Origin of the sequence: Dysgonomonas sp. 520 (genome assembly GCF_010501095.1) — a bacterium.
Taxonomy (GTDB): domain Bacteria; phylum Bacteroidota; class Bacteroidia; order Bacteroidales; family Dysgonomonadaceae; genus QVMP01.
In genome coordinates this window covers 475-11,671 of sequence record NZ_QVMP01000042.1, presented here as the reverse complement: position 1 = coordinate 11,671, position 11,197 = coordinate 475, and the positions used below count along the sequence as shown (strand labels likewise).

Sequence of the window (11,197 nt, the reverse complement as noted above, 5' to 3'; positions counted from 1 at the left end):
TGGTTTTGACGATTTAGTCATGATTATTGCTTGCGGTCTGCATAATTTTAGAATTGCAAATTCATTGATTTTTAATCATATATAGTTTTATTGAATATAATGTCTATTATATATTATAGCTATAATTATTATCACTACTATTATTCCAACAATAGCGGCTGCCGCTTGTGGCACTTCCTGTGCTAAAGCAATAAAACCAATGAGTAGTCCAATACCTAAACAGCCGAAAGTGGAACATCCGTCATCTTTTTTTCTCATTACTTATTCCACCATTGTATTATATCTTCATTTCCAAAAATATTCTCGCTTGGTTTCTTTTCATCTTTTGTTATCTGCAATACATGCATATTTTCAGATAAAAATTTAGCTATTTGTCCATGAACTTTCATAAAAGCATTCCCAGAATCTCTATAATCAACAAGCATATCAATATAATGGGATTCATACTTTTGAGAGAATTTCTCTATAAAATGATGCGAACTAAAATTTGCACCTAAATCTCTAATTATATCATTGATTCCAGAGATTTGACTTTGCATAAAATTGTTAATGTTCATGATAAGAATTTTTACAGGTTTATTGAATTGTTAAAAGTAAGAAAAACGAAATTAACATAATAATTTTAGAGTAAATAAAAATAGGGCAGAATAATTCCACCCTATTAAATATTTCATAATAAATTCTTCATTGCTTCATCAATTTGGCTATTTTCAAAGCTATCAAGGTATATTTGAGTTACCTTTTCCGAACTATGCCCTAAAGATTCACTTATTATTGAAGTATTTACGCCCGAACGTTTTAAAACAGTTGCAAAGCTATGACGAGCAACATAGGTTGTTAAATCAATAGGTATATCTAATTCTTGACCTATTTGTTTAAGGCGTTTGTTGACTTTAGTAATTACCTTATGAACTCGATTAGCTTTTTGTTGCTCCGTTTTATGAAAACTATTTAGAATCGGGAATAGATAAGGATTGCGATTGTCTTGATATTTAGAAATAATATCTATTGCTTTATCCTGTAATGGCGTTTTTATCAGCTTATTTGTTTTCTTACGAAAATAGATTAACCGACCGTCAATAATATTATCCTTAGTCAGATAAGCCATATCAACAAAGTTAATGCCTGCCATTACATACGAGAATGTAAACAAGTCTATTGCTAAATCTGTATATGAGTTACCATTATTACATGAATAGTTGATAACGGAAAGTATATCATCTTTCGATATTGACCGTTTAACAGTTTCTTGCTTCAATTTAGAAACATTGTAGTCATTAAACGGATAATATTCTGCTTTAACAATTTTCTCCTTAATAGCAATATTAAAAACGGCTCGTAATGTTCTAAATCGGATGCCTATTGTATTTGTTGATATATTGTTGCTTCTTAACCACGTTTCATATTTGCGTAGCCAAGTAACATCAATATCAGAAAAATAGATGTCAAGATGTTTATTATACTCTATAAGCGAGTTTAATACTTGCTTGTGAGATAGTGCATAACCTCGCCGTTTTTCGGCAAATAAACGTTCAATTTGTTCGTCAAATACTTTCTTTACGGTTTTAGCTTTGGTAGGCTTATGAACTTTCTCTATTAATGATTTGGCTGTAAAGTCTTTATCAGTGGCTTTTAATTCAATAATTTGTTCTCGATAGGCTTTTGTTTTTTCTGCGATTAACTTTAATATTTGCTCCTTATTCGGACAGTTCCGTTTTGGCTTATTTTTGGTAAAATCCCAATATTGAGGGTTTATAGAAATTCCAAGACTTAAATATCGCCTTTTTCGGTCTTTTGTTACTCTTAACATTAATGGATTTTCATTGTTTTTCAACATTTTAGACTTGTAACAAATTACATCAATTGTCGTACTCATGGTTTACACATCGGTTTACACAACCCATGTAAAACAGTGTAATTTTGATCCAATTTTGATAATAAATATGGTGGGAATACCTAAAAAGAAAAACACCATAACTATGTGTGTTACAGTGCTTTAAAAGTGGTGCCACCAGGAATCGTCATTTTTACCTAAGTGGCTGTATTTCTTATAGATATGTTTTCAAAAAAGAAGTAATCTCCCGCTATTGCTCCACCAAATTTTTGCACTACTTTGCGGCGAAATTCTTCACAACACATTTCCTACTACAAATATACGAGGAATCGTCATAATTTGGAAATATAGATAGTTTTATTAACTATTGCATTAAAATATTCCTATCGAAATAGAAATTTGCTTCATATTATTACAGACAAAATAAAAATGTCCTTTTTGTACACCGCAATCTTGAATAATATACCCTATTTTTGCCTAAATTGCTTATATGGAGAGATTTTTGTCTATATCGCCATCGCCACTACTTGCGCCCTATGTCAAGGAATATTGGTTCTTATCCGCAGATAGCACATGCCAAGGCAAACAACGTGCTATTCCTTCCGGATATGCAGGACTGATATTTAATCAAGGAGGTAATATCTATTCAGAAGAGTATGGTTTGTTTCCGAAATCATATCTTTTTGGACAATCCGTTAGCCCCATAAATATGTGCTTTGACAATCTGAATATCGTAATAGTGGTTTTTCAACCTATTGGAATCAAAATGTTATTGGATATATCAGGCAATGAACTTAAAGGGCAGAATGTCGGGTTAGATTTATTAAGCCCACAACTTAAAGAATTAGAGACTCGATTACTTGACACTTTTGATGAGCAGAAGGCTGTCGATTTAATAGAAAACTTTCTGTTAGGCTATCTCAATAGTAACGAAGATTATAACTATAAGCGATTTATTTCAGTTATTCAATCAATAGAAATAGGAGAAAACAATATTTCTAAACTGGCTGACAGAGCCTGTCTTGGATATAAACAATTCAAACGCCTTTTTTTAGAATATGTAGGACTAAACCCCAAGGAGTTTATTCAGATAAACAGATTTTCAAAAACACTGCATTTATTACAAACAGATTCTTCTGCAAATCTAAATGAAATTGCTTGCAAATGCGGATATTACGACAAATCACATTTAATAAGAGAAGTGAAATTCTTGTCAGGCTACACTCCAAATGAGTTTCTGTCGAATGCTGACCCTTATTCTGATAACAGGTCATTATTTCAATCCTTTTTTGTAGATATAAAGAACATAAGCAACCCAATATGAAAATACTAATTTATGGAGCAGGAATTGTAGGGGCTACCTACGGTTGGCAGTTATCAAAAGTGGGTCACGAAATAACCGTTTTGGTTAGACCTGAAAAGAAACAAGAGATAAAGGAAAAAGGCATTCACATTCATTGTGCAGATTTTAGAGGAGGGCAAAAGGAAATGGAGGAGGTTGTTTTTAGGCCTGATGTTATAGATTCTTTATCAGCAGATAACAATTTTGAATACATTATTGTAACAACAAACAATCTTCATTTGAAGGAAATACTGCCGGTTCTCTCTAAGTCAGCAGGGAACGCTCATATCCTTTTCTTCCAAAATATGTGGATTGATGACTTAGATAGCATTAATAAATATCTTTCCGAAAAACAATATTTTTTCGGATTTCCCTTTATGGTAGGTGGTGGCAGAGATGCAAGTTGTATAAATAGTGCTATTTCTGGATTGAAACAATCGCATACTCCATTAGGAGAACTGAATGGAGAAATATCTGACCGAGTACAAAAAATAGCTAAAGCATTTGAAGACGCCAATCTTAAACCGATTATCTACAATCAGATTAAAGTTTGGCTTATAACCCACTATGCTGTTGCAGCAGGATTGTCTGCAGGGATCATGAAAGCTAAAAGCGGACGAAATTTTGCGAGCAACTCCGATATTCTAAAGGAAGCAATAAGGGCTATCAGGGAAGGATTAGAAGTGTGTCAGAAGTCAGGTTACAATCCGAAAGCAGAAAAAGCGAATAGACTTTACTCTTTACCTTTCTTTATCGCAATCCCAATAGCCAAGAAGGTTTATAGTAATGAAGCATTATGCCTTATGTTTGACGGACACACTCAGCATTCACCTGATGAAATGAAGAAAATGCTTGAAGATATTATAATGGACGGGGAAAAATACGGTGTTAAAGTTCCCATTCTTAAACAGATGAAAGAGAGAATATTTAATTAATGCATTAATCATTCAGCATACGAGGTTTTGCCTTGATATAATTTAATTAGTCACTATTTATTTATGCTTATGAATGATTTATTACAAACGAGCTTATTCTGCCTATTGGTGGAATCCTCACAAGAAGTCACAAACGAAGAAATGCAAAGTGCCTATGAATGCTTTATGAAGAGAGTAAAAGCGATTAGTCAGTCCGAAAAAGACTATTCTAAAATTTATCGGACATTAAACATTACTCGTATTGAGTTAGTATATATAGAATCGCTTTATCAGTACGGGCAGGGGGAAAAATGTCCTGAAATTTGCTTATCTTAGGAAAGCTGTTCTATTTCTTGAATCTGAAATTGATTTGCTGAAACTTCAAATTTCACATCCCGTACAGTTTCATTCTGCCAATAAGCAACTTTTCAAATCTACATTATTTCTCATACCTAAGTCTGAAAATCTGGGCGTTATGGGTATGGCAGAGATTCTCACATCGCTAAGTTTATTAGAGGGAATAAACGATAATACCGGGAAAAATCCCGATGCAATAGCTTTTGCCGAAACCTTTGAACAGGCTTTCGGCTTTGGCTTTAACGATATATACGACCGCCAGTATGATTTATTCCGGAGAAAGCCCTGTAACCTTACAAAAACGCTCGATGCCATGAGAACCGCCCTGATGAAAGAATACAAAAGACGTAAATCCCAAAGGGACAAAAAAGAAAATGAGAAAAGATGATTTTGTAATCAGTTGATATTTAATTATTTATTTCTCAAAATACAGGGGTCTATACCAGATTCCTGTATTTTTTTTGCTTCATTCTGCTGTTCTTTGCTTCATCAATGCATTGAGATAATGAATTAATAATCTCAAAATGAAGTAAAATGTATATCAATAACGAAGATTTTGAAATGTGGATGCAGAAGTTATCCAAAAAATTGAGTGAAATCGGTCAGGACTTAAAATCACTCATCAACACCAAAGAAGTATTTGACCCTGATGAGAAGCTACTTGATAACCAAGATTTGGCTTTTCTTCTCAAAGTGAGTTATAGAACCCTTCAACGATACAGAAGCAGTAAAAAACTACCCTTCTTTATGGTAGCTCATAAGACCTACTACCGGACTGCTGATGTAAGGGAATTTGTCCGTAGCCACATGGATTTTCAAACCTATCAGGATTTTGAAAAGAAACATCCGAAACCCAAAGACGAGGATAAGAAAGACGAAAATGATGAATGATTCTGCTTTTTACACTCTAAGCAGAATGGCGCAAGCGGATGAAGGCTTGTTTTAAGTTTACGCCTTCAAAAGTAGCTCCGCATTTCGCTGAAACAACCTCGCCTACCGGCTCTGTTTGTTTTGCGAAATTGAGCAAGAGGGAACTGGACTTCGTCCTGTTCTTCCTCTTGCCCTGCGGGGTAAAGCCTTCGGCTTTAGTGCTTTAGAATAAAGCAAAGTTATAACACTTGCTATAACTCGAATTGATATGCAATTCTATTTCAGTAAGTTATATATATGAATAGCTATAAAATAGTTATAACTATGGCTAAACAGAATAGAAATATCATATTTACGACAATAGCGATAGAAGCGGAAACGGACAAGTTGATAGAAAAACTTTGTAAACGCTATTCGCTGAAAAAAGGAGAAATTACAAAACTGGCTTTCCTATATCTGGATAAAGCCCATATCAACCCTGCGGATGCGCCTGAATCGGTAAAGACGGAACTTGCCAAAATCAACAAACGGCAGGATGATATTATCCGTTTCATTCGCAGCTATGAGGAAGATAAGCTAAACCCGATGATAAGAACAAGCCATTCAATCGCTACCCGCTTTGATACAGCCTTGAAAGAACAGAAAGGATTAATAACTTCTGAAATAGAGCAAAGCCGGGAATTACAGGATAATGTTCTGAAAAAGGTAAGCGAAACTTTCAACCAACATGCCGGAGTGATTAACAACCAAGCTAAACAGATAAACGAGCTTGCCCAATCCATAAACGCATCATCAAAAAAGCAGGAGCGGAATAATAATAAACTCCTGAAACTGATTTCCCTGTATTCGGAACTGGCAACATGCGGAGTAATGGACGGTAAGCGGAAAGAGAACCTAAGAGCAGAAATAAACGACCTGATAAACGAATAACCCATGAATATAGATTTCTCGCCACCGTCCAAAGGCACATATAACAATGCAGGCAGTAGCCGAAAGCTATGCAACTATTGTGAACATGAGGACATGGAACGCATGGAGCAAGGAATCTATACAGAGGGCTTTTTCAATCTGACAGACGATAATATCTACAAATCACAGGTTGTAAAAGATATAGATAGTAATATCGGTCAGTTATTAAAGACGGATGCCAAGTTTTACGCTATCCATGTAAGCCCATCGGAAAAAGAACTTCGGGCAATGGGCAATACCGAACAGGAACAAGCCGAAGCCATGAAACGGTATATCCGTGAAGTGGTTATTCCCGAATATGCCAGGAACTTCAATAAAGGACTATCAGCAGAAGACATAAAATTCTATGGTAAAATACATTTCAGCCGGGACAGGTCAAACAATGAACAGAATATGCACTGCCATTTGATTGTGAGCCGGAAAGACCAGTCCAATAAGAAAAAGCTATCCCCGCTTACTAACCACAAGAACACACAGAAAGGAACGGTTAAGGGCGGTTTTGACAGGAAGAACCTGTTCCAACAAGCAGAGCAGGGATTTGACAAGTTATTCGGCTACAAGCGGGAACTTACCGAATCTTTTGAATACTACAATACGATGAAGAACGGCAGCATCTCCGACCAACTCGAAATGCAGGAACAGCAAATTAAACAAGAAACCACCCAGATACAATCCACACCTCAAAATACAGTTTCCGGTGAAAAAGAAAAGAAACAGGCGGTAAGCACACCAGATTTAGGATTAAGTTCCGTTTTCGGTATCCTGACCCCCGAACCGGGCAATGAGGAACAACCCCTAAAACCGCCAAAGAAAAAGAAGAAACCAAATAAAGGAATAAGAAGAGGATAAAAAACTATAAATGAATACTATGTGCGAATATGAAGAAATACGGGAAGCAATAGATAGCTACCTGATGAAACGGTTCAGGTACCGCCGTTCACTTGTATATCTTACTCCCGATAATATTGTAACCATCCGGAGAAACAGCCGGATAGACCTCTATTTGCGTATCCGCAGAGTTGAAAGCCTGTTCCCGCCCGATTGCCTTATTATCGCCCGAATCAGCTTTCAAAAAGAACGGATAGGGCATGGCTCTCACTTTGTCAGGTTTTTAGCAGAAATAGGCGTAAAATATGGTTTTAAGTATGTCGGAATTGAATCAACCAATGAGAAAAGTAGTTCATTTGCCAAGAAATTGGGTTTCTACTCAATAGACGGTTTTAACTATGCAATATCCGTAAAGAACCTCCTATCATATTTTCAAGATAGGAGATAGTATAATTCTTTATTTATTTGATTTACAAAAGTACATTCCGGTAATAGAACGCCAACACCAAGCCGCAAGCGGTTTTTAGAAATTTCTTCCTTTTCATGCTGAAAAGAGTAAATTTCTAAAAAGTGTTGTCTTATCTATTCCCTGCATGAATGAGATGTATATCAATTAAAAAAAGAAAAAAATATTGTTGGGGATTGAGTATTTGCGCCAGACACAGCCACTTTCCGCCATTGCACCTCATTTCTTAAAACCTGCCTGAAATCTGCTTTCCTTTGCCTGAAAATCATTGCAATGAGAATAATTTCAGTAATCAGTAAAAACAGATTTTAATATGGATATAGTAGCAATCGAAAGTAAAACGTTTGAGCAGATGAAAGGGCGTTTTGAGGATTTTACCCGACAGATAAAGAATCTATGCGGGGATAATCAGGGTAAAGAAAATTGGTTAGGCAACGATGATGTTTGTAGTCTTCTGCAAATATCGCCGAGAACATTACAATCTTACAGGGATAACGGAATACTGCCTTATTCACAAATCGGGCGCAAGTGTTATTACCGAGTATCGGATATTGAGAATTTAATCAGCCAGTCACAAATTAAGAAAGAACAACAATGAAAACAACAAATATCATTTTAGATAGGTTGGTTGGTAATTGGGAGAGTATAAACCTGAATCCGACAGTTATTATATACCGAAATGGGAACAGCTATTTACTAAGTGTAATCCACATGAACGAAACGAGCAAACAAGCAAGCCCTGCTACCCACGAGATACAGGAAGATGAAGAAGGATTCTTTATCAACCACAACCTGAAACGGACGGCTATTAGCCATGAAACAAAACTGGATATATTAACTATCTCCGCTTTGGGCGACTATGTGCGGAACTAAAAAAGATACAACAATGGAAATACTGGATAAAAAATCAACGGAAATAAATTCTTTCTTCACGGGATTGGAAGAGTTACTGGATACTATCGGGCAAGCCCTTAAAAACCGTACTCCGCACCTGAACGGAGAAAAGTTTTTCTCAAACCGTGATATTTGCCGGATGCTTCACGTTTCGTCCCGAACGTTACAGGATTGGCGGAATACTGGGAAAATTCTGTTTATTCAGATTAAGGGGAAGATACTGTATAAGGAATCAGAGATAGTCAGGTGGATAGAGAAAAATATCTGTTTATAGGCTACTTCTGATGAGTATTTAAGAAAGACTTAGGAATTATTTCCTAAGTCTTTCTTATTTGAGTATATTTGCGAATACAATCTATATACCTCAAAATATGAGTGAATTGCTGAATGTAACTGACATAAAAGAAGGGCTACCTGGTATTAGTAAAAGTTCATGTGCTCATTATTATGAAGCATTTATGGTTTGTATGCATAGGTGTCAGCATAAAATAGGGACTGAACTTGGTTTAAGTGGAGATGCAGAGAATGCCTTTTCTTTGCATTGGGTAGATTATTTTGATGATCAGATTGACCGAACTTGGCAAGACCAAATATATTGTACCGATCATGCTGCGGTCTGTTTATCCGCTTTATTAGTAAAAAGATGTACGGAATACACTATTATTCAACGTGCTCGAATAGGGACTGGAGTTGACTATTGGCTCGGAAAAGAAGATGATGTCCCATTCCAAAACTCCGCAAGATTAGAGATTTCAGGCATATTTAAAGAGTCCGCAACAAATACAGCTGATAAGCGTTTAAAAATGAAAAAGAAGCAGACCCAGGCATCTGACAGCACGTCTTTACCTATATATGTTTCAATTGTAGAATTTAGTAATCCAAAGGCAATTCTTGCTAAAAAATGAAAATTATGATGACTATCACCGATTTACATAATAAGGCAATGGATATTGCTGATGTTGCTGATATTAAGAGGAATGAAGGTTGTAAAGATGAAGCAGTTTCTTTATACAAAGAAGCCTTTGATTTAGAAGCACAAGCTGCAAATTTAGCTCATCAAAATAATATTGGAGAGCCCTCAGTATCTATTTTATTACGGAGTGCCGCAAGCTTGGCATTAAGTTGTAACTTGTATAGAGAATCCGAAAAATTAATTTCATTAGCTTTAAGCGGAGAACCTCCTTTCGAGATTGCAGAAGAACTTCGCGATCTTATGGAAAATGTTAATTTTTTCAGACATTTGGAATTAAAAGGAATTGAATTAGCTGAAAATGAAGTTCAATTAGTAATTGCCGGAAAAGGTATTGGTTTTGGTTATGCGAAAGCAGAGGAGGTTATAGATCGAATAGAAACATTCCAAAATTTAGCCATAAGAACTGTTGAACGAAAAGCTGGAAGGAGTTTTCGCAAGAATGGTCCAGTCGCGACAGAACACAAAAAATTTTGCAACTATTATATATCTTCTGTTAGGGCTGCAAGTATGGCTTTTTCTATTCGGTTTGGAGCTCCTGGGCAAATGACTTTACCAGGGTTTAATAATTATGAATCAATTATTGACGATATTACAGATAATATCGCATTAATAAATGAAAACAATATTGATAAGCTAAAGGAACGAATAGAAGATCCTGCATATCTTAATAATTTTATGGCTCTTACTAAAGAGTTAGCACCGGATGGAGATACTGTTAATCTTTTTGGTATAACGTCAATTAAAAATGGCAAACCTATAAAAACCACTTTAACATCCAATCGAGGAGAAATAGCTAATACTATTCGTAATGTTTCATCAAATGAGAATGTTGATTCAATAACAGATATATCACATAGTGAGGATATGAATTTTAGAATTGAGGGTATTCTCAAGGCTGCAAGTGCTAAGACTAATAGTGTAGATATTATACAAGAAAGTGGAGATAGTATCCGCTTAAAAGTTCCTGATGGCTTGTCTGATATCGTAAAGAAATATTGGGACGACAACGTGGTAATTGAGTATATGAAGAAAACCCCAAAAAGTAAAACTCTCCATTTAATTAACATAGAAGGTAAGGAGTAATGTCTAAAATAAATCAAAAAAGGTGCTCTCCCACAATGGGAGAACCCTTATGACATAGAACTAACTGTATATCAGTAGTCATTTGAAGTAAAGAACGACGAAACCTACATAAAACCTTACAAGGGCTTGGTTTATAATAAGTTTGTTTCAAGTACAAAGATATACAGTTTGTTAATATAATAACTACTAACAGTCAGATTTTTTAACGTATATCTTATATATTTATAAAAACCTCCTATGTAGTGCTAACATAACACTTTACATCGGAGGTTTTTGTATATACCAATATGATGTTTACTTATATTTTGGTTTCATATGTATTTCTACTCTTCTATATTTAATTATTGACCTACCCCTTGATAAATCGGCATATTTTCAACACCTGTTACCTTAAGAGCTTTTAGAGTCAAATGTTCTTTGGTTGGCTGCCGGAATATCACTTTGGTTGCTCCCCATTGCGTTTATATTATTAATGATAACATGGATTGGAGTTAACTACCTGCCTTCGGCACAGGGAAGTATTCATGTGTATTGATAGCTTTATCTGTTATCCCAATAACTCTTTCAGGTCGTTGTACCTTAATATCTTTCCTTTCCCCGCTTCAAACTCGATAATGCCATCGCGTGCCATCTCCGAGATAGCCCTTGAAAGCGAAGGGCGTTCCAC

General features: G+C 35.5%; 15 protein-coding genes and 1 pseudogene. 13 read left to right on the top strand and 3 right to left on the bottom strand.

The genetic code is table 11. The annotated features are described in order from the left end of the window. Window positions 1-87 precede the first annotated feature (87 nt). The 3 genes from D0T56_RS16100 to D0T56_RS16090 all read right to left on the bottom strand — a co-directional run bounded on the left by D0T56_RS16100 (window position 88) and on the right by D0T56_RS16090 (window position 1,876). Window positions 88-258 carry a hypothetical protein gene (locus D0T56_RS16100; protein WP_163321190.1) on the bottom strand — a complete coding sequence of 57 codons (171 nt, stop codon included), beginning with the start codon at window positions 256-258 and terminating at the stop codon, window positions 88-90. Beyond that, complete coding sequence (locus D0T56_RS16095; protein WP_163321189.1) at window positions 258-557, bottom strand: hypothetical protein; 300 nt, start codon at window positions 555-557, stop codon at window positions 258-260. The genes D0T56_RS16100 and D0T56_RS16095 overlap by 1 nt, the downstream gene beginning before the upstream one ends. 113 nt (window positions 558-670) lie before the next feature. Beyond that, window positions 671-1,876 (bottom strand): site-specific integrase, encoded by a 1,206-nt coding sequence (locus D0T56_RS16090; protein ID WP_163321188.1) that lies wholly within the window; start codon window positions 1,874-1,876, stop codon window positions 671-673. 448 nt (window positions 1,877-2,324) lie between these two features. Between D0T56_RS16090 and D0T56_RS16085 the strand changes: the two genes are divergently transcribed. The 13 genes and pseudogenes from D0T56_RS16085 to D0T56_RS16835 all read left to right on the top strand — a co-directional run. Then, on the top strand, window positions 2,325-3,158 hold the full coding sequence (locus tag D0T56_RS16085) for an AraC family transcriptional regulator (RefSeq protein ID WP_163321187.1): 834 nt from the start codon (window positions 2,325-2,327) through the stop codon (window positions 3,156-3,158). Continuing rightward, the gene (locus D0T56_RS16080) at window positions 3,155-4,111 is read left to right on the top strand and encodes a ketopantoate reductase family protein (protein ID WP_163321186.1); all 957 of its coding nucleotides are present in this window, start codon (window positions 3,155-3,157) and stop codon (window positions 4,109-4,111) included. The genes D0T56_RS16085 and D0T56_RS16080 overlap by 4 nt, the downstream gene beginning before the upstream one ends. 349 nt (window positions 4,112-4,460) lie before the next feature. Beyond that, window positions 4,461-4,835, top strand: coding sequence for a hypothetical protein (locus D0T56_RS16075; RefSeq protein WP_255491199.1), 375 nt, complete (start codon window positions 4,461-4,463; stop codon window positions 4,833-4,835). Between the two features lie 146 nt (window positions 4,836-4,981). Beyond that, complete coding sequence (locus D0T56_RS16070) at window positions 4,982-5,338, top strand: helix-turn-helix domain-containing protein (RefSeq protein ID WP_163321185.1); 357 nt, start codon at window positions 4,982-4,984, stop codon at window positions 5,336-5,338. Between the two features lie 303 nt (window positions 5,339-5,641). After that, window positions 5,642-6,247 (top strand): BfmA/BtgA family mobilization protein, encoded by a 606-nt coding sequence (locus D0T56_RS16065; RefSeq protein WP_163321184.1) that lies wholly within the window; start codon window positions 5,642-5,644, stop codon window positions 6,245-6,247. Window positions 6,248-6,250: 3 nt separating this feature from the next. Beyond that, a complete protein-coding gene (locus D0T56_RS16060) occupies window positions 6,251-7,135 on the top strand; it encodes a DUF5712 family protein (protein WP_163321183.1) in 885 nt (294 codons plus the stop codon). Window positions 7,136-7,154: 19 nt separating this feature from the next. Continuing rightward, window positions 7,155-7,562, top strand: a complete 408-nt coding sequence (locus D0T56_RS16055; RefSeq protein ID WP_163321191.1) for a GNAT family N-acetyltransferase — start codon at window positions 7,155-7,157, stop codon at window positions 7,560-7,562. Between the two features lie 331 nt (window positions 7,563-7,893). Then, entirely contained in the window at window positions 7,894-8,178 is a 285-nt protein-coding gene (locus tag D0T56_RS16050) for a helix-turn-helix domain-containing protein (RefSeq protein WP_163321182.1), read from the top strand. Beyond that, window positions 8,175-8,453 carry a DUF3876 domain-containing protein gene (locus D0T56_RS16045; RefSeq protein WP_163321181.1) on the top strand — a complete coding sequence of 93 codons (279 nt, stop codon included), beginning with the start codon at window positions 8,175-8,177 and terminating at the stop codon, window positions 8,451-8,453. The genes D0T56_RS16050 and D0T56_RS16045 overlap by 4 nt, the downstream gene beginning before the upstream one ends. Window positions 8,454-8,466: 13 nt before the next feature. Then, on the top strand, window positions 8,467-8,748 hold the full coding sequence (locus D0T56_RS16040; RefSeq protein ID WP_163321180.1) for a helix-turn-helix domain-containing protein: 282 nt from the start codon (window positions 8,467-8,469) through the stop codon (window positions 8,746-8,748). A 97-nt stretch (window positions 8,749-8,845) separates the two neighbouring features. Further along, the gene (locus tag D0T56_RS16035) at window positions 8,846-9,379 is read left to right on the top strand and encodes a hypothetical protein (RefSeq protein ID WP_163321179.1); all 534 of its coding nucleotides are present in this window, start codon (window positions 8,846-8,848) and stop codon (window positions 9,377-9,379) included. Between the two features lie 5 nt (window positions 9,380-9,384). Next, a complete protein-coding gene (locus D0T56_RS16030; RefSeq protein ID WP_163321178.1) occupies window positions 9,385-10,530 on the top strand; it encodes a hypothetical protein in 1,146 nt (381 codons plus the stop codon). Between the two features lie 436 nt (window positions 10,531-10,966). Beyond that, a pseudogene (locus tag D0T56_RS16835) lies at window positions 10,967-11,065 on the top strand (cytochrome C assembly protein); the annotation flags it as partial. Window positions 11,066-11,197 lie beyond the last annotated feature (132 nt).